Source organism: Chryseobacterium sp. UF-290 (assembly GCF_058245615.1).
Map to the genome: position 1 here is coordinate 90310 of NZ_JBSICB010000001.1, position 18225 is coordinate 108534.

Annotated in this window: 15 protein-coding genes; 11 read left to right on the forward strand and 4 right to left on the reverse strand. The window is 39.2% G+C overall.

Translation table 11 applies throughout. The annotated features are described in order from the left end of the window. Positions 1-149: 149 nt before the first annotated feature. The 10 genes from AC4IF5_RS00415 (at position 150) to nhaA (ending at position 14253) form a co-directional block, all read left to right on the forward strand. On the forward strand, positions 150-1730 hold the full coding sequence (locus AC4IF5_RS00415; protein ID WP_490730671.1) for an MFS transporter: 1581 nt from the start codon (positions 150-152) through the stop codon (positions 1728-1730). 43 nt (positions 1731-1773) lie between these two features. Further along, the gene (locus AC4IF5_RS00420) at positions 1774-2001 is read left to right on the forward strand and encodes a DUF6814 family protein (RefSeq protein WP_490730672.1); all 228 of its coding nucleotides are present in this window, start codon (positions 1774-1776) and stop codon (positions 1999-2001) included. A gap of 67 nt (positions 2002-2068) precedes the next feature. After that, positions 2069-2263, forward strand: a complete 195-nt coding sequence (locus AC4IF5_RS00425) for a hypothetical protein (protein WP_490730673.1) — start codon at positions 2069-2071, stop codon at positions 2261-2263. Next, positions 2256-4958 carry an ATP-binding protein gene (locus AC4IF5_RS00430; protein ID WP_490731332.1) on the forward strand — a complete coding sequence of 901 codons (2703 nt, stop codon included), beginning with the start codon at positions 2256-2258 and terminating at the stop codon, positions 4956-4958. Before AC4IF5_RS00425 ends, AC4IF5_RS00430 begins: the two co-directional genes overlap by 8 nt. 9 nt (positions 4959-4967) lie before the next feature. Then, on the forward strand, positions 4968-5327 hold the full coding sequence (locus AC4IF5_RS00435) for a response regulator transcription factor (protein WP_490730674.1): 360 nt from the start codon (positions 4968-4970) through the stop codon (positions 5325-5327). A gap of 325 nt (positions 5328-5652) precedes the next feature. Then, positions 5653-7539, forward strand: a complete 1887-nt coding sequence (locus tag AC4IF5_RS00440; protein WP_490730675.1) for an AMP-binding protein — start codon at positions 5653-5655, stop codon at positions 7537-7539. A gap of 176 nt (positions 7540-7715) precedes the next feature. After that, entirely contained in the window at positions 7716-9650 is a 1935-nt protein-coding gene (gene acs / locus AC4IF5_RS00445) for an acetate--CoA ligase (RefSeq protein WP_490731334.1), read from the forward strand. 736 nt (positions 9651-10386) lie between these two features. Continuing rightward, positions 10387-10752 carry a hypothetical protein gene (locus AC4IF5_RS00450; protein ID WP_490730676.1) on the forward strand — a complete coding sequence of 122 codons (366 nt, stop codon included), beginning with the start codon at positions 10387-10389 and terminating at the stop codon, positions 10750-10752. Positions 10753-10861: 109 nt separating this feature from the next. Next, positions 10862-13072 (forward strand): RelA/SpoT family protein, encoded by a 2211-nt coding sequence (locus AC4IF5_RS00455; RefSeq protein WP_490730677.1) that lies wholly within the window; start codon positions 10862-10864, stop codon positions 13070-13072. A gap of 2 nt (positions 13073-13074) precedes the next feature. Further along, entirely contained in the window at positions 13075-14253 is a 1179-nt protein-coding gene (gene nhaA / locus AC4IF5_RS00460) for a Na+/H+ antiporter NhaA (RefSeq protein WP_490730678.1), read from the forward strand. Here nhaA and AC4IF5_RS00465 read toward each other — a convergent pair. Next, the gene (locus AC4IF5_RS00465; protein ID WP_490730679.1) at positions 14250-15263 is read right to left on the reverse strand and encodes a YihY/virulence factor BrkB family protein; all 1014 of its coding nucleotides are present in this window, start codon (positions 15261-15263) and stop codon (positions 14250-14252) included. The genes nhaA and AC4IF5_RS00465 overlap by 4 nt on opposite strands. Positions 15264-15666: 403 nt before the next feature. Here AC4IF5_RS00465 and rlmH point away from each other — a divergent pair, with 403 nt between their 5' ends. After that, positions 15667-16140, forward strand: a complete 474-nt coding sequence (gene rlmH / locus AC4IF5_RS00470; RefSeq protein WP_490730680.1) for a 23S rRNA (pseudouridine(1915)-N(3))-methyltransferase RlmH — start codon at positions 15667-15669, stop codon at positions 16138-16140. A gap of 89 nt (positions 16141-16229) precedes the next feature. On the opposite strand, the gene AC4IF5_RS00475 is transcribed toward rlmH, so the two are convergent. The 3 genes from AC4IF5_RS00475 to AC4IF5_RS00485 are packed head-to-tail and all read right to left on the reverse strand — an operon-like array spanning position 16230 to position 17947. Further along, positions 16230-17042, reverse strand: coding sequence for a tetratricopeptide repeat protein (locus AC4IF5_RS00475; protein WP_490730681.1), 813 nt, complete (start codon positions 17040-17042; stop codon positions 16230-16232). Beyond that, a complete protein-coding gene (locus AC4IF5_RS00480; protein WP_490730682.1) occupies positions 17039-17605 on the reverse strand; it encodes a phosphatase PAP2 family protein in 567 nt (188 codons plus the stop codon). Before AC4IF5_RS00480 ends, AC4IF5_RS00475 begins: the two co-directional genes overlap by 4 nt. Positions 17606-17608: 3 nt before the next feature. After that, on the reverse strand, positions 17609-17947 hold the full coding sequence (locus tag AC4IF5_RS00485; RefSeq protein ID WP_490730683.1) for a Sec-independent protein translocase subunit TatA/TatB: 339 nt from the start codon (positions 17945-17947) through the stop codon (positions 17609-17611). Positions 17948-18225 lie beyond the last annotated feature (278 nt).

Sequence of the window (18225 nt, forward strand, 5' to 3'; positions counted from 1 at the left end):
GGTAAGCCCATCAAAGACGGACTTCAGCAATGATCTTAACACTTCTTAAATCCTTTTAAAATCTCTTAATGGGTAAGAATCAATCTTCAAACCAGTAAAAATTTTGGATGAATTAATATCATTTTTCATTAACATCAAAACTAATCAATATGAGCGAAAATCACCACGAAAGCTACGAGAATATGACCGACAGGCAGAAAAACCGCACCATTTGGAGCGTTATCACAGCCTCATCACTCGGAACCCTGATAGAATGGTATGACTTCTATATTTTCGGAAGTCTTGCCGTTGTTCTGGCTACTAAATTTTTCCCTGCCGATAATCCTACCGCGGCATTTTTATCTACGCTGGCCACCTTCGCGGCCGGATTCGTGGTAAGACCTTTTGGCGCTTTATTCTTTGGAAGGCTGGGAGATCTTATCGGAAGAAAATATACCTTCCTTGTGACTCTACTGATCATGGGATTCTCCACTTTTCTTATCGGATGTATTCCCAGCTATGAAACCATTGGATTCCTCGCGCCAGTTCTGGTTTTAATTCTAAGACTATTGCAGGGGCTTGCACTTGGAGGGGAATATGGAGGTGCCGCCACTTATGTTGCTGAATACGCACAACCTCACAGAAGGGGTTACTGGACTTCGTGGATCCAAACAACCGCAACAGCAGGACTTTTCATTTCACTGATCGTTATCCTGATCACTAAAACGTCTCTTTCTCCTGAAGAGTTTGATGGCTGGGGATGGAGGGTGCCTTTCTGGATCTCTATTTTAATGGTGGGAGTATCCTACATCATCAGAAAGAACATGAAAGAGTCTCCGCTTTTCGCCAAGGCTAAAAGTGAAGGAAAAACTTCAAAAAATCCATTAAAGGAAAGTTTCGGAAATAAGTATAACTTCAAATTTGTATTGCTTGCCTTATTCGGGGCAGCTATGGGACAAGGGGTAATCTGGTATACAGGACAATTCTACGCCATGAGCTTCCTTCAAAAGGTAATGAATGTAGAATCAGCCCAGGTTGACTCCCTGATGGCTACCGCCCTGTTCTTAGGCACTCCTTTCTTTGTCTTTTTCGGATGGCTGTCTGATAAGATCGGACGAAAGGCCGTAATGATGACAGGAATGCTGGTGGCTATTTTAGCTTACCGACCTATCTATGACAGCATGTTTAAAAGCGTAAGCCTTGACAACAAAACGGTTGCAGCTGACGGAATTTCAGAAAAAAGAACAGCAAAGATCCACGCCGACATCGCAACCGACAGCCTGGTTACCTTCCACAAAGAAACTGTTTATACAGACGGAACGCTTATTAAAAAAGACAGCACGGTTCACTGGTCTGCTGCAGGTCCTGTCATGAAAGAAGGAAAAGCTGAAGAAGCCAAAGTCTCACAATCTTTAAGACTGAGCGATGACACCAAATGGTACATTATCTTCCTTGTGTTTATCCAGGTGATATTTGTAACTATGGTATATGGACCTATTGCCGCATTCCTTGTTGAAATGTTCCCGGTAAGAATCCGGTACACCTCTATGTCACTTCCTTATCATATCGGAAACGGGGTATTTGGAGGGCTTCTTCCTGCCGTAGCAACATATCTTGTAACAGTGGGTAAAGATGCGGGCCATCCTACATGGTATCTTCAGGGACTCTGGTACCCGATCGGGGTTGCTGCTGTCTGTCTGATCATAGGATTGTTCTATCTTAAAAATAAGAACAATAATCTTCACGATTAAGCATTGAATCACTCAAATTTTTATTAATTTTAAAACTACTAAAATGAACGGACTAAAAAAAATATTAGGTGTACTCTGGATCGCAATAGCCTTAGTTGTGGGATATTTCGGAATTACAGTTCTTGGAATTCCAAAGATCACCTCAGGAAAGCAGGAGGATCTGGTTTTCGGAATCATCATTCTGTTTGTACTGATGCCGATCATCTCCGGAGGAATGGCTGTTTTCGGATATTATGCATTAACAGGAGAATATTCTGACGATAAAATATAAAAACAAAAATAATATGGATAATTGATGAATGCGGCATTCATCAATTATCTTTTATCAATCATGATTTATGAAAAAGAGACACGAGCAAAAACTGATCATTCTGAGCATCGGATTAATGATTGCTTTCAGCATCCCTATTTCACTTCTTTTCAACAGTGAAAAAGAAGTTTTAGGCTATCCCATGATCCTGATCTACCTGTTCGCGGTCTGGATGGTTTCCATCGTGATCTCGTTTGTAATTGTAAAAAGGTATGATGAGTAGTTTTGCATTATTTTTCGTAGTCCTGTTTTATCTGGCTCTCCTTTTCTTAGTTGCCCACCTGGCAGAGAAGAAAAGAAGCAAGCTCTGGATCAACAATCCTTACATCTATGCATTATCTCTGGCTGTGTATTGCACGGCATGGACCTATTACGGAAGCATTGGTGTAGCAGCCACCAGCGGATTGAACTACCTGCCGATCTATATCGGTCCTATTATGATCATTCCTGCCTGGATCTACATCAACACAAGAATTGTACGAATTTCCAGGGTCAACAAAATAAGCAGCCTTGCCGATTTCATCGCTTTACGATACGGAAACAGCAGAAGTCTGAGCGCTATCATTACCATAGTCTGCCTTCTCGCCATCGTTCCTTACATCGGACTGCAGATCAAAGCGATTTCTGAAACTTTTCATTTGGTGACAGAAACATCAATGTCAAAAGATATCCTGACGGACAACGCGACATTTGTAGTTGTTCTGATCGCTTTATTCTCATCCTATTATGGTACCAGGTATGTAGATGCATCAGAAAAACGTCTGGGGATCATCTCTGCCATTGCCTTAGAAAGTTTTTTAAAGCTTTTCTTTATTATCATACTGGGACTTTTTGTGATCTATTATGTATTCGACGGGTTTTCGGATATCTATCAGCAGGCCAGCAAGTTTGAAGATTTCAAAGAGAAAAATACATTTAACGGGGTTGAAGGTGCCATGAACTGGATGATTCTGTGTATGATCTCCGCTACAGCGATCTGCATATTGCCAAGGCAGTTTCACACCGCCATCGTTGAAAACAGACAGGAAAAGCATATCAGGACAGCGATCTGGTTTTTCCCGCTTTACCTTTTGATATTCACCGTATTTATTTTTCCGATCGCCTGGGGAGGCCGGTTAATTTTTGACGGGCAAAAGGTCAATCCTGAGTTCTACTCTATTTTAATCCCTCAACATTTTGATAATACCCTAATTACGGTTTTGGTATTTCTTGGAGGACTGAGCTCATGTATCTCCATGATCATCATCTCCGCCATTACCTTATCCATTATGCTTTCCAACAACCTCATCATTCCTTACGGGCTGCTTGGAAAATTGAAATCTGAAAATGAAGAGCAAAATACAAGAATCATTACCAATATCAGGAAATTCAGCATTTTCGGCTTAATTATCATGGCCTATGTTTTCTATAAGTACTTTATTCTGAAAACATCGCTTGATTCCGTAGGCTTGATCTCATTTGTTGTGATCGCCCAGCTCGCTCCTGCATTTTTTGGGGCTCTATTCTGGAGAAGGGGAAGCTACAAAGGAGCTGTTGCCGGGCTGGCTGCCGGATTAGCGGTCTGCTACTTCGGACTCATCATCCCTCAATATTACTTTTCTTACAATCAGGAATTCAAGGGAGTTTTGAGAGAGATGTATGATGCTTTCGGATTCTTTACCATTCCTTACTTAGGAAGAATTCCTCAGATATTTTTCTGGTCAATTCTGATCAATACAGGATTGTTTACTATTATTTCAGTAAGCATCAAAGGGAATTACCGTGAAAGAAATTTCGCAGAACTGTATGTAGATATTGACAAATACATTCAAAACCATGAAAATGCCTTTATCTGGCGTGGAACAGCCTATATTTCGGATATTCAGAATATTCTTGAAAGGTTTTTAGGCAAAAATAAAACCGAGCAAGCCCTCAGGATCTTCAATTTAAAATACAATATCGACTCTAAAACTGAAACTGCTGATTCAAGGTTCATTAAATTTTCAGAAAACCTTTTAGCAGGAAGAATCGGAACCGCATCTGCCAAAATTTTAATTGAAGGTGTAACAAAAGAGGATAAAATATCTTTAAAGGAAGTTCTCAATATCCTTGAAGAGTCTAAAGAAAATATAAGCTTAAATAAGAGGCTTACCGAACAGTCTGAAGAACTGCAAAAACTTTCTGACGACCTCAGAACCGCCAATGAAAGCCTGATCATCAAGGATCGCCAGAAAGATGATTTCCTGGATTCCGTAGCCCATGAGCTGAGAACCCCCATCACTGCCATCCGCTCTGCCGGGGAAATTTTAGCAGATGATGACGATATTCCTTTTGAGATCAAACAGGAGTTTTTAAATAATATCATCACAGAGTCTGACCGATTAAGTGAGATCATCAACGATATCCTGTACCTGGATAAGCTTCAGCATGGTGAAATTTCCTTACATATTCAGCAGAATAATATTATTGAAACCTATAAAAAAGCATTAAACCCGCTCCTCCATCTGATACAGCAGAAAAACATCCATTTAAGCGAGGTCAATCTTCTGAATCAGGTTATCTTTGAATATGATGAAGCGAGAATGATCCAATTGTTTCAGAATATCTGGGGAAATGCCTTAAAATTCACAGATGAACAGGGAACGATACAGACAAAGCTCTTTGAAAAAGACCGTCAATTGATGATTTCCATCTTTAATACAGGGAAGCACATCCCTGAAGAAGATCTGGAAATGATCTTTGATAAGTTTTATCAGTCTAAAAACCAAAACATTTTAAAACCTACAGGAAGCGGGCTCGGGCTGGCTATTTCCAAAAAGATCATCCAGGCCCACGGAGGGAGCATAAAAGCGGAAAATAGTGGATTAGGCGTAACTTTTACGATAAGCATTCCCGAAAAAACTATAAAAGAGACTAAAAATGAAGTTGAACACCATTAAAACCCATTTATGAGAAAGATAATCATTGCAGATGATGAGCACAAGATATTAATGTCGCTGGAATACAGTTTTAAGAAGAACGGTTATGATGTGTATATCGCACGGGACGGAACAGAAGTTCTGGAATTTTTAAAAACCATGGTTCCGGATGTCATCTTACTGGATATCATGATGCCTAATCTGGACGGATACAGCACACTGGACATCATCAAACAGGATGAAAAGCTGAAAGACACTAAAGTCATCTTCCTCAGCGCCAAAAACAATCCGAGAGACATTGAAAAAGGCCTGGAAATGGGAGCCGATGCCTATGTAACGAAGCCTTATTCGATCAGAAAGCTGATGCAGCAGATTGAGGAGATGTTTTAGGAGTAGAGCCAGGAATCAAGAGCCAAGAGCCAAGAATCAAGAATCAAGATATAAGACTTTAGATTTGAGACAGTAAAAATCAGAATAAAGAGAAAAAGAATAAAGACTAATGACCAGCTGTTATTGTAAGTAAAGGGAAGTCAGATGAAGCATATGGCCAGGCTTATTATTCTTAAAAGCTAATTTAATCCTAATGGTTCAAAATCTAAACTTAAACCATTAAGATCAGTTAACAAGGTTAAGATGATGAACAGGCTGCTTCGTCGCTTTCGCTCCTCGCATGATATTACACAAAAAAATTAAAACAGGAAACACAATTATTGATATGGATGCAGATATGTTATTTAAACAAAGTATAGACAATAAAGAAGAATTCTGGAAGGAACAGGCAGAGGCAATACAATGGTTTGAGTTCCCAAAGCAGATCCTTTCGAAAGATAAAAATGGTTACCCTGAATGGTATTCTGACGGGCAGCTGAACATGTGCTATTTATGCATTGACCAGCATATTGAAGACGGCTTTGGCGATCAGACGGCCATAGTTTACGATTCACCTGTTACCAACCAAAAGAAGACTTACACATTCAGGCAGGCTCAGGAAGAGATTTCCAAATTAGCAGGAGGCTTGACTTCTCTGGGCTTACAAAAAGGAGATACAGCCGTTATCTATATGCCAATGATCCCGCAGACTCTTTTTGCCATGCTTGCCTGTGCCAGAATCGGGGTTATCCATAATGTGGTATTCGGAGGCTTTGCTCCTCATGAACTGGTGGTGAGAATCGACGACTGCAAGCCCAAGGTCCTGATCACAGCAACAGCAGGAATAGAAATCGCCAAAAGAATCCCTTATCTCCCATTGGTAGAAAAGGCAATCGAACTGGCACAGGATAAAGTAGACCATATCATTGTTTACAACAGAAGACTTGTTGACAATCAGCATGAAATGTTTGACGGGCTGACCGACTACGAAGAACTCATTCAAAAGTCCGAACCCGCTGATTGTGTATCTGTAGAATCCACTCACCCACTCTATCTGCTTTATACTTCAGGAACCACAGGAAAGCCTAAAGGAATAGTCCGTGATACCGGAGGCTATGCCACAGCCCTGAAGTTTTCTATGAAATATGTATATGGAGTGAAGCCCGGAGAAACCTATTGGGCGGCTTCGGATTTCGGCTGGGCTGTAGGACATAGCTTTTCTGTCTATGGACCTTTAATTAACAGAAATACCACGATTATTTTTGAAGGCAAACCTATCATGACTCCTGATGCCGGAACCTTCTGGAGGATTATTTCAGAATATAAGGTCTCTGTCATGTTCACTGCTCCTACAGCTATAAGAGCGATCAAAAAAGAAGATCCCAACGGTGAGCTGGTAAAGAAATATGACCTGTCTCATTTCAGAAAACAGTTTCTCGCCGGCGAAAGGTGCGACGTAGCGACGTTAGACTGGTTCGCAGAACATATCGGAGTTCCCGCCATCGATCACTGGTGGCAAACGGAATCCGGATGGCCGATGCTGGGCTTAATGACCTTTGATGATCAGTATAAGATCAAAAGAGCCTCTGCCGGAAAGCCGATTCCCGGATATGACATTAAAATATTCGATGAAAACGGACTGGAACTCGATCCGCATCACGAAGGATACCTGGTGATCAGACTTCCTCTTCCGCCGGGAGCCATGCTGGGAATCTGGAATGACTATGAGCGTTTCCAAAGCAGCTACCTGTCCCAATACAATGGATATTATTTCTCAGGAGATGGTGCTATACAGGATGAGGACGGTTATATTTTCATCACAGGAAGGGTGGATGATGTGATCAATGTGGCAGGACACAGGCTCTCCACTTCCGAAATGGAAGAGATCGTCTCATCACACCCTGATGTTGCTGAATGTGCGGTCGTAGGCATTGATGATGATCTGAAAGGACAGGTTCCTTTTGCTACGGTTGTTTTGAAAAACGGAACGCTCATTTCTGAGGAACAAATTGAAAAAGATATCATCCGGATGGTACGGGAAAAGATCGGGGCAGTCGCCTTCTTAAAAAATGCAATGGTTGTCAAACGATTACCTAAAACCCGGTCCGGAAAAATTTTAAGAAAGCTTATCAGAACATTACTGGATGGAAAAGATTTTCAGATTCCGTCAACGATAGATGATGAAAAGATCATTGACGAAATCCAGGAAAAAATCAGGATTTATAAGGCTTAACCCAGAAATTAAACATATATTTAAGTATCATTTTTAAGCACTTTCAGCTACTTCTAAGCACAACTTAATGCATGAAAGCTCCCAAAGTATTAAAATCAGATATTTTCAATATAAAACCTGCTCAATCTGCATAATCTGCGAGAGCAAAACATGAATAAGACATAAACAATTATCAAATAAAATTTCAAAAAAACGAAAGGGATATGAGAAATTACTTAATAGAAGATTTACCCCATTATTTTGAGGAATATAAAAAATCGATCAAAAACCCTAAAAAATTCTGGGACAATGTAGCCGATCAGAACTTTGTGTGGTACCAAAGATGGAGCAAGGTTGTTAAGTACGACATGAACGAAGCGAAGATCACGTGGTTTAAAAACGCAAAACTTAATATTACCAAAAACTGTCTCGACAGGCATCTTGCGATCAGAGGAGACAAAACAGCCATCATCTGGGAACCGAATGATCCCAAAGAAGAAGCTCAGCATATTTCCTACAACGAATTATACATCCGTGTTAACAAAACCGCCAACATTCTGCGTGACATGGGAATCGAAAAAGGAGACAGGGTCTGTATCTATCTTCCGATGATCCCCGAGCTGGCCGTTACCATGCTGGCCTGTGCTAAACTTGGGGCTGTACATTCCGTGATTTTTGCCGGATTCTCTGCTGCTGCTGTTTCTTCAAGAGTTAATGACTGTGAGGCTAAAATGGTAATCACTTCAGACGGAAGCTACAGGGGAAGTAAAGTTCTTGACTTAAAGAGCATCGTTGACGAAGCCCTGGAAAAGAGCCCAACTGTTGAAAAAGTATTGGTCGTAAAAAGAACCCGCAACGAGATCAAAATGAAAGAAGGGAGAGATTACTGGATGACTGATCTCTATGAAAAAGCGTCTCCGGATTTTGTAACCGTTATCATGGATTCTGAAGATCCTCTTTTCATTCTGTATACTTCTGGATCTACAGGAAAACCTAAGGGAATGCTTCATACCTGTGCAGGATATATGGTGTATACAGCTTACACCTTTAAAAATGTCTTCAATTATAAGGAAAACGATATCTATTGGTGCACTGCCGACATCGGATGGATCACAGGACACTCTTATATTCTATACGGACCACTGCTGAACGGTGCTACTACGGTCATATTCGAAGGCGTTCCAACCTATCCGGAACCGGACCGTTTCTGGGAGGTCATTGAAAAGCATAAGATCACTCAGTTCTATACCGCTCCTACCGCTATCCGTTCCTTAGCAAAAGAAAGCACTGACTGGGTAGACAGACATGATCTGAGTACATTAAAGGTAATCGGGTCTGTAGGTGAGCCTATCAATGACGAGGCATGGCACTGGTTTAATGACCATGTCGGAAAGAAAAAATGTCCGATCGTAGATACATGGTGGCAGACGGAAACAGGAGGAATTATGATTTCACCTCTTCCTTTCGTTACCCCTACAAAACCAACCTATGCAACCCTTCCTTTACCGGGAATACAGCCCGTTCTGATGGATGACAAGCGTAATGAAATTACAGGAAATCAGGTAACCGGAAATCTTTGCATCCGTTTTCCATGGCCGGGAATTGCAAGGACCATCTGGGGAGACCACCAAAGATATAAAGAAACCTATTTCACTGCTTTTCCAGGGAAATATTTTACAGGAGACGGTGCGTTGAGAGACGAGGTAGGTTACTATAGAATCACCGGTCGTGTGGATGATGTGATCATTGTTTCCGGCCACAATCTGGGGACTGCACCTATCGAAGACAGCATCAACCAGCACCCTGCCGTAGCAGAGTCTGCAATTGTAGGCTATCCGCACGATATCAAAGGAAATGCCCTGTATGGCTATGTTACCCTTAAAGAAACAGGAGAAAGCCGTGATAAAGAAAACCTTAAGAAAGAAATCAACCAGCTGATCTCAGATCAGATCGGGCCTATTGCCAAGCTGGATAAGATACAGTTTGTTTCCGGACTTCCTAAAACGCGTTCAGGAAAGATTATGCGTAGAATATTGAGAAAAATAGCAGAAGGTGACTTCAGTAATTTCGGAGATATCAGCACCCTATTGAATCCTGAAATTGTAGAGGAAATCAAGAATGAAAGAATTTAATTAAGATTTAAAATCTATAACAGAACTTGTTTAAAGTTTCCTAAAAATTTTAAGGATATTTGAGGTAGTAAACCTAACAGGTTTTAAAAACCTGTTAGGTTTATATGTTAAGTTAGAATTTTTAAGCTGCCATTTACTTTAAACAAGTTCACACAATAAAAACCTTAGAAGCAACTTATTTCTAAGGTTTTTATTTTTCATGTGCTTATCAAGCCTGCTTTAAAAAAGTTAGACGCAAAATCTTTGAATATTAGTGTTTCATTTAAGTCGATAAAGATAAGCCGATTAAGGTTTAAAAAGAATCAATGCAGCAGATTCTGTCTTCACAGCCTTTAAAATAACCGGATCAAATTCTAATTTTTAACACTGAACAGCTAATTACAGTCAATTTTTTAATCTATTATTGAATAAACTATAGCCGGCTTTTATCTTTATAGGAAATCACAAGATCCCTATTGGTTTAGCCAAACCGGCAACATCAAAAAATTAGAGTTAAATAAAAAGGTCATTCCTGCTTCTTTTTAAAATAAAGACATTTAGAAGATCTGATTTTCTAAATTACAGATTTTATTTTTTTATTATATCATAAAAACCAAACACCCGTTCAATAGATTTTTTCAAATATTTTAATATTATATTATAGATAAAATAACAATAGATGAATTTTATTGAAAATAAATTAGGAACATAACAGAATTATTATTAACTTTAGTAACAACTTTAAAACCCACCAATTATGTCAAATATATTAGCTGGGCTATTTGAGCATCACAGCGATTACAAAAAGCTAGAGGATGATCTTGAAAATTCAGGATTCCAAAATTCAGATTACATCATATACCTTAACAGTGAGAATCATAGTACGCAATATTTAGCCAGTGTTGCTGTGAAAGATGACAGCCAGGCTGATATTGCCCGGAGTGTTTTCACTAAAAATGAAGTTCTAAAAACATATTTGTTTGAAAATATGAGTATTGAACAGGCCAATTATGACACTGTTAAAAAATATATTGATGCCAGAAACCGGGCTGAAATTCATAACAGTCCTGATATTAAAATCAGGACAGCAAGCGATGGTATGAATTCAGAAGTAAAATTCTAATCGGCATAAAACCTAATAACCATAGATCCGCAGACTATTCTGCGGATTTTTTATGTTTGAAAAAACTAAAAATTTTCGTATTTTCGTCCTATTATAGGCATGTGCACAAATGAGTTACGATTTAGAACAAGAGAATAAAGAGATCCTTGCCAGATATAAGGACCTGATTTCTAATACATACAGAACATTGGATGAGGAAAATAACAAGCTCATCCGGAAAGCATTCGATATTGCATTGGATGCTCATAAAGATCAAAGGAGAAAGTCTGGAGAACCTTATATCTATCACCCTATTGCCGTAGCTAAAATTGTGGCAACAGAGATCGGTTTGGGTGCCACTTCCATCGCCTGTGCATTGCTCCATGATGTCATAGAAGATTCTGATTATACCTATGAAGATCTGAAAAAGATCTTTGGGGAAAAGATCGCCAATATCGTGAATGGATTGACCAAGATCTCCATCATGAACCATCAGAATATTTCCGTACAGTCTGAAAACTACAGAAAACTCCTACTGACCCTCTCTGAGGATTTCAGGGTGATTCTTATCAAAATTGCAGACCGCCTTCACAATATGCGTACCCTGGAAAGCATGGCTCCCGACAAACAGAAGAAAATCGCTTCGGAAACCGTGTATATCTACGCTCCCATGGCGCATCGTCTTGGACTTTACAACATCAAATCTGAGCTGGAAGATCTTTCTTTAAAATACAACAATCCCGAGATATACATTGAGATCACAGAGAAATTGGAACTGGCTAAAGAAAGCCGGGAAAGATATATTGAGGAGTTTAAAACCGAAGTTTCGGAAAGGCTGAAGGAAGAAGGTCTGAACTTTACCATCAAAGGCCGTGCAAAAGCTATTTCTTCCATTTACCGGAAGATGCTGAAGCAGGGCGTTTCCTTTGAGGAGGTTTTTGACAACTACGCGATCAGAATCATTTATAAATCTGATGCCAAAAATGAAAAATTCCTTGCCTGGAAGATCTACTCTATCGTTACCGATGTCTATCACAGCAATCCGTCCAGAATGCGTGACTGGATCACCCAGCCTCGCTCCACAGGCTATGAAAGTCTCCATTTAACGGTTCTGGGACCTGATAAAAAATGGATCGAAGTCCAGATCCGTTCAGAGCGAATGGATGAGATCGCTGAAAAAGGGGTGGCAGCACATTACAAATACAAGGAAGGTTACAAACAAAGCTCCGATGACCGTAATTTTGAAAAATGGGTCACTGAGATCCGTGAAGTGCTTGAACAGCAGCAGAACCTTTCTACGTCTGAACTACTGGATAACATCAAGCTTAATCTCTATTCAAAAGAAGTATTCGTTTTTACGCCAAAAGGAGAAATTAAAATTCTTCCCACCAATGCTACAGCTCTTGACTTTGCTTTTTCCGTTCACTCTGATCTGGGAATGAAATGTCTGGGTGCTAAGATCAACGGTAAACTGGTACCGATCTCTTATGTCCTTCAAAACGGGGATCAGATCGATATCCTTTCTTCACAGAATCAGAAGCCAAAGTCTGACTGGCTGGAATTTGTGGTCACCTCAAAAGCCAAGTCCAAGATCAAAAGTTATCTGAACTCCCAGAAAAACCAGCTGGTAGAGGAAGGTAAAGAAACCCTGCAGAGAAAGCTCCGTCATGCGAAAATCAATTTCAATGATGAAGAGGTGAATAAGCTTCAGAAGTTCTTTAATCTGAAATCTTCTCAGGAGCTGTTCCTGAAATTCCAGAGCAATGAGCTGGATGCGAGCAGCCTTAGAAAATATATAGAAAGTAAAAACGTATTCAACAATTTACTTTCCAGGTTCAGAAAATCTCCTTCCAAGAACCATCACTTTGAAGAACCGAAAGAGCAGAATCTTGATATGATCGTCTTCGGAAAAGATGAGGAGAAGCTGAACTACAGCTATGCAAAATGCTGTACTGTAATCCCTGGAGACAAGATCTTCGGATTTATTACCATCTCAGACGGAATCAAAGTACACAGTGACAACTGTCCGAATGCTATTAACCTTAGAGCACAATACGATTATCGTGTCATCCCTGCCAAATGGGTAAATGCCGAAAGCTTCAAGAACAGAGTAAAAATTGAGATTGAAGGACTCGACAGAATGGGAATGATCAACGATATCACCACCGTCATCAGTGGAAGCATGGGAATGGATATGAAAAGCATGTCCATTGAATCCAACAACGGCGTTTTCACCGGAAATATCAACCTGGAAGTAAAGAATAAAGGTCAGCTTGAAGAAACCTTTAAAAAACTTAAAAATATCAATGGTGTTTCAAGAGTGAGGCGATTACAATCTTAATTATGAATTTATCTCTTTATTTTAAAAATTTTTTCAACAACAGCCAATCCTCGGGAATCATCCTTATTTTCTGCGTGCTTATTTCATTATTAATTGCTAATTCAGCAGCAGCAGAAGCTTTCCAGCATTTTTTAGATAAGGCAGTAGGGACTCACCTTTTCGGGCTGGAATACCCGGTCAGCATCTGGATCAATGACGGATTGATGGCTGTATTCTTCCTTTTGGTGGGTCTTGAAATAAAAAGAGAGCTTGTAGAAGGTGAGCTTTCATCTTTTAAAAATGCCTCATTACCTATTTTTGCAGCTGTAGGCGGGATGCTTGTTCCAGCCGTTATTTACACTCTATTCAATGCCGGAACTGTATACGGCAACGGATGGGGAATTCCTATGGCAACAGATATTGCATTCTCACTGGCTATCATTTCCATGTTGGGAAAGAAAATTCCTAATTCCATCAAGATATTTTTAGCCGCATTGGCTATTGTAGACGACTTAGGCGCTATTCTTGTGATTGCGATTTTCTATACAGAGCAAATCCACTGGACCTATCTTCTTCTTTCTGTTGGAGTAACGGCCTTATTATTTGTTTTAAATTTTTTAAAAGTTACCAAAACCATATTCTATATTATCCCGGGCCTGTTTTTATGGTATTTCCTTCATCATTCCGGAATTCACGCAACGATAGCAGGCGTTTTGCTGGCCTTCTCTATTCCTACCAATGCGTCGAATGTGGAGATTTCTCCTTTAGAAAAACTGGAACATCAGCTTCACATTCCGGTAAGCTTCCTGATCATGCCGATATTTGCCCTTACGAATACCAATATTACTTTTTCAGGTGATATGGTTTCAGGCATCACAAGTACTCTGGGAATGGGGATTATTTGCGGACTTATATTAGGAAAGCTCATCGGGATCAATGTATTCTCTTTCATTGCTATTAAATTAAAGCTTAGTTCTTTACCTCAAAACAGCAATTGGTTTCAAATGATCGGTGTAGGACTGCTGGCCGGTATCGGGTTCACCATGTCTATCTTTATTGCGCTTCTGTCTTTTAAAGATGAGATTCATATCCAGGATGAGGCTAAATTTGCCATTCTGATAGCTTCTTTCATAGCAGCCGTTTCAGGATTCGTGATCTTAAGTATGAGCTCCAAAGAAAATCCGGAGCAGGAAGAAAATTAGTCTTTTTCCCGGTCATCCAGCTTTCTCCGATGCTGTTCATCTCCCTCAAAGTCAGGCTCTGAAAAATGGGGATGATACTGAACGGTTTCTTTTTGAATCTCATCAGACAGCAGCTTTTCTATTCTGAGCTTTCGGATCGCCATATTCAATTCATTTCCGAACAGCAGAAGATATACGTTCACATTGACCCAGACCATCAACAGGATCATACTTCCGATGGAGCCGTAAAGCACGTTATAACGGGCAATATCTTTTACATAAATCGCAAAGATATAAGTCGTCACCAGGAATAAGACCGTAGTCAGAACCGCTCCGGGAATTGCCTGTCTGAATCTGGTAATCTTCACCGTTCCCAGCCAGTAAAACAGCGTTAACAAGATAAAATAAAACAGCGGAAATGAAACAAATCCGATGATCTTGGAAAGGTTATTGACCAACCATGAAATATCATAAGCCGGGGTGAAAGGTTTCATCACAACCTCCGCATAATATACCCCGAAAAGAGCAAAAAATACAATGGTAATAAATCCGATCGTGATAAAAAATGAAAGAATAAATTCTTTAACATCACTAAGTTTTTCATCTGAATTTTCATTAAACCCACTGATAAGAGAAAAAGTTCCATTCGTAGCAAAAATCAAAGCCAGCACAATAGTCAGGTTACTGATTCCTTTCATATTAGGAACAATATTAGCCTCAATATACCCACGTATATCCCCTTCCATAACGGATGGAAATACATTATGCATCAACACTTCAAAAATATAAAACTGCAGCTTATCATAATGCGGCATATAGGGCAAGACTGAAAGCAGGAAAAGAAGAAATGGAAATAAACTGATGGTAAAACTCCACGAAATGGCGGCAGCCTTTCTCCCGATATTCCCTTTGAAAATCCCGGAAATATAGATCTGAAACATCTGCCAGAGCGATATTCCCAAAACAGGAATATGGATACCGTCAAAAAAATCTTGAATCTTCAGGATAAATCTGGGAACTTTTATCTTCATCTATTGTTGCAATTACACAATTAGTAAAAGATTTCATCTCTGAAATCATTATCATTTTCAGAGATTCTATATATCTTTCCTTACAAATATAAATATTTTCTTCCTCCTATTTCCAATGCCAAATTACATAAAATACATCATGACAAGTCAAAAGTATAAAAAATCCTGATCTTTTTATCTTTATCATGGTAATACTTTTTGTATTAAACAGAAAACAGTGGAAATTAGATAACTTTAAAAAGTGGATCAAGAATCAAGAATCAAGAATCAAGAGCCAAGACAGGAGACATAGAGATACTACACTTGCGGCAAGAACTGAATAACCAGTAACTTTAAACTTCGAATACCCAATCTTAAACTTTGAGCATAAAAGCCCTATCTTTGTCCTTTGAAACTTTCATCAATGCGAATCAGCTTACTTTGTATCGGCAAAACAGACGATAAGGAAATCACGTCTTTAATCAATTATTATCTCAACCGTCTACCCAAACACTGGAATTTTGAAATTACAGAGATTCCTGACGTCAAAAATGCCAAAAACTTATCTCCGGATCTTCTAAAAAAGGAGGAAGCAAAGCTGTTTCTGAATCATATAGACAAAAATGATCTTGTTGTGCTGCTTGACGAAAAAGGAAAACAGTTCACCAGCCGTGAATTTTCTCAAAAAATTGATGCATGGATGAATTCTTCCGTAAAAAAAGTTCATATTCTGATAGGAGGAGCTTACGGTTTTTCTGAAGAAATGTACAGCAGAGCCAACGAAAAGATGTCATTGTCTAAAATGACATTTACCCATCAGATGATCCGTCTGTTCATTGTAGAGCAACTGTACAGAGCCGACCAGATCCTTCAGGGAAAGCCTTATCATAATGACTAATACTGAAAAATGGCCCTGTAAAGGCCATTTTTACATTTATATAAATCAAATTATCTATCCATTTTTTGTGAAAGGTTTAAAGAAGCGGTCTACTTCTTTACACACTTAGCATAATACTCTCCCAGTACAGCTTTTTCATATCCCAAACTCACCGCTTTATCAAGGTTCCCGCAAGCTTCTTTAGGTTTGGCTGTATCAAATAGTATTAGTGCTTTTGTCACATAGGACTGTGAAAATTTCGGGTCAATGGAAATTGCTTTATTAACGTCTGTAAGGGCTTCCTTATATTTCTTCATTTTTAAATAAACATCTGCCCTGCCATTGTATAGTAAAGACTCCGGCTTTTCTGAAATAAGCTGATTGTAATCTTTCAGGGCTCCGTCAAGCTCACCGTTGTTCTTTTTCAGATTGGCCAGCCCTGTCTTAGCAAAAATATTATCAGGTGCAAAGGTCAGGATCTGATTAAGGTCCTGGATAGCAAGATCTTTTTTGCCTTGTGCATCATAAATTTTGGAACGTGTAAGGTAAAGATCAGGATTCTTATCATCTACCTGAAGTCCTTTCGCTATGTATTCCAATGCCTTTGTTTTATTTCCTTTCTGGCTGTGTAGTGAAGCGAGATTCGCATATACGGAAACTGACATGGGATTAGTCTTTAAAGCAGATTCATAAGATTTCAGGGCGAGCTCTGATTTGCCAAGCCTTCTTTGAGCGGTTCCCAGATAATCATAATATTCTGACTGGAATTTCTGGATCTGTTCTTTTTCTGCCAGCCTGGAATACTTTTCTTCCGCACATTTATAATCTGCTTTTTTAAAACAGTCTTCTGCCAGTTTCTTATCCTGGGCATAGACATTCAACGAAAGACAGACGGAAACTGAAAATAACAAAAATTTTTTCATGAGGTTATATTTTGCTTGTTGATCACTTTTCTGGCGAGTGCACCAAATAACACTCCCAATAAAGATCCAACAAACGCCCCCACCAAAATATCAATTGGAAAATGCACTCCTAAATATATTCGGCTGTAGGAAACCACTATAGCCCATACAAATATAACATATGGGAACCACTTAAGTTTATTTTTCAGCAAAATACTTAAAAAAGATGCTAAAAAGAAGGTATTGGAAGCATGCGCGGAATAAAATCCAAACTGTCCGCCACATTTCACAATTCTTATGTGATGTTCCAGAGTTGGGTCATGGCAGGGCCTTAACCTCGCCACTCCATATTTGAAAACACTTGCCAGCTGATCAGAAACCGTTGCTCCAAGTGCTAGAAATATAAGAATAAAAACTAAAGATCTTAGTTTGTAATTTTTGTATAAAAAATAAAGAAATATAATATAAAGGGGAACCCAGATCCATGTACTGGAAATCAGCATCCAGAACTGATCGAAAGAGGAGTCTCCCAAATTGTTAAGGTACAAAAATACCTTTTTATCTTCCTGAATGATTTCCTCCATACCTTATCTGCTTACAGGTCCTTCATAAGTTTCGTCTTCAGAAGGTTTCGGTTTTGGAGGTTCATTGGATGAAGATGCTGGCTCTGTCAAAATATCTTTTTTGATATCATTCACAGGGTTGAAATCTTTGGCAGCATCTTTCACCTTTTCAATTTCACGTTTGATTTCTGAAACAGGATTGTCTGTTTCTTTCATAATCTCCGTTTTGATATCTTCCACTGCCCCACGCATTTTTCTTACACCTGATCCCAGATCACGTGCAATTTGAGGAAGTTTATCCGGTCCGAATAATACAACGATTGCAATGGCAATGAGTGCCATTTCTCCAATGCTTAATTCCATCCTGTAAAATTACGAAAAGATTATACATGTATTTACCGTGAATTCAAAATTTAAATAAATTTTAAGATTTTACGAGAACAAATTCAGAATTCTAAGGTTAAGGTTGTTGGTTATTCAGTTCTTGTCTCAAATCTCGTATGTCTACATCTCCTGTCTGGGCTCTTAACTCTTGGTTCCTGGCCCTTGATTCTATTTCCCAAACCCCTTTCATCTATCATAATTTATCAAAAAATACAATTTATTAACAAATATTTAATTCAAATTATTGAGAATTATGT

Bases quoted from the DNA above. Each gene is read 5' to 3' on its own strand.
- AC4IF5_RS00415 (WP_490730671.1), top strand. From the start codon at position 150: ATGAGCGAAAATCACCACGAAAGCTACGAGAATATGACCGACAGGCAG.
- AC4IF5_RS00420 (WP_490730672.1), top strand. From the start codon at position 1,774: ATGAACGGACTAAAAAAAATATTAGGTGTACTCTGGATCGCAATAGCC.
- AC4IF5_RS00425 (WP_490730673.1), top strand. From the start codon at position 2,069: ATGAAAAAGAGACACGAGCAAAAACTGATCATTCTGAGCATCGGATTA.
- AC4IF5_RS00430 (WP_490731332.1), top strand. From the start codon at position 2,256: ATGAGTAGTTTTGCATTATTTTTCGTAGTCCTGTTTTATCTGGCTCTC.
- AC4IF5_RS00435 (WP_490730674.1), top strand. From the start codon at position 4,968: ATGAGAAAGATAATCATTGCAGATGATGAGCACAAGATATTAATGTCG.
- AC4IF5_RS00440 (WP_490730675.1), top strand. From the start codon at position 5,653: ATGGATGCAGATATGTTATTTAAACAAAGTATAGACAATAAAGAAGAA.
- AC4IF5_RS00450 (WP_490730676.1), top strand. From the start codon at position 10,387: ATGTCAAATATATTAGCTGGGCTATTTGAGCATCACAGCGATTACAAA.
- AC4IF5_RS00455 (WP_490730677.1), top strand. From the start codon at position 10,862: ATGAGTTACGATTTAGAACAAGAGAATAAAGAGATCCTTGCCAGATAT.
- nhaA (WP_490730678.1), top strand. From the start codon at position 13,075: ATGAATTTATCTCTTTATTTTAAAAATTTTTTCAACAACAGCCAATCC.
- AC4IF5_RS00465 (WP_490730679.1), bottom strand. From the start codon at position 15,263: ATGAAGATAAAAGTTCCCAGATTTATCCTGAAGATTCAAGATTTTTTT.
- rlmH (WP_490730680.1), top strand. From the start codon at position 15,667: ATGCGAATCAGCTTACTTTGTATCGGCAAAACAGACGATAAGGAAATC.
- AC4IF5_RS00475 (WP_490730681.1), bottom strand. From the start codon at position 17,042: ATGAAAAAATTTTTGTTATTTTCAGTTTCCGTCTGTCTTTCGTTGAAT.
- AC4IF5_RS00480 (WP_490730682.1), bottom strand. From the start codon at position 17,605: ATGGAGGAAATCATTCAGGAAGATAAAAAGGTATTTTTGTACCTTAAC.
- AC4IF5_RS00485 (WP_490730683.1), bottom strand. From the start codon at position 17,947: ATGGAATTAAGCATTGGAGAAATGGCACTCATTGCCATTGCAATCGTT.